Annotated in this window: 1 protein-coding gene; it reads right to left on the bottom strand. The window is 58.7% G+C overall.

All coding sequences use genetic code 11. From position 1 onward, the window contains the following. Window positions 1-317, bottom strand: a 317-nt coding sequence (locus MRBLSP13_RS22500) for a nucleotidyl transferase AbiEii/AbiGii toxin family protein (protein WP_414714735.1), incomplete at its 3' end; no start/stop codon positions are given. Window positions 318-322: the final 5 nt, after the last annotated feature.

The following is a 322-nucleotide window of genomic DNA, read 5'->3' as shown; positions in this document are numbered from 1 at the left end:
TTGACGCCCTCCGGCAGAGTGTTGCGGGGAGTATAATGCAGGCGGATGCCAGCACTGCGCATGCGCTGGTCATCGAATGCTTCGTCGCGCCCGACGTCGCTGATGCCGGGGATCGTGATCTTGGCCGACAGGCCGTCATAGAATGTACGGCGTGCCTCTATATGGGCGGGTTTGTTCTGGTTCTTGCCGATTGGGAGATCGTCCAAGTCGGGGTTAATCAGGATGTCGATGTCCTCGGAGAACCGATGGATAAGGCCATGCCCTTTCGAGAGCGACGTTCCGCCCTTGAGTTCAAAGCGAAAACCCGACTGCTGCAAGCCCC

Origin of the sequence: Sphingobium sp. LSP13-1-1.1, assembly GCF_040676415.1 — a bacterium.
GTDB lineage: Bacteria > Pseudomonadota > Alphaproteobacteria > Sphingomonadales > Sphingomonadaceae > Sphingobium.
Note: the sequence above shows the minus strand (reverse complement) of the source record. Positions and strands in the feature narration are given on the sequence as shown.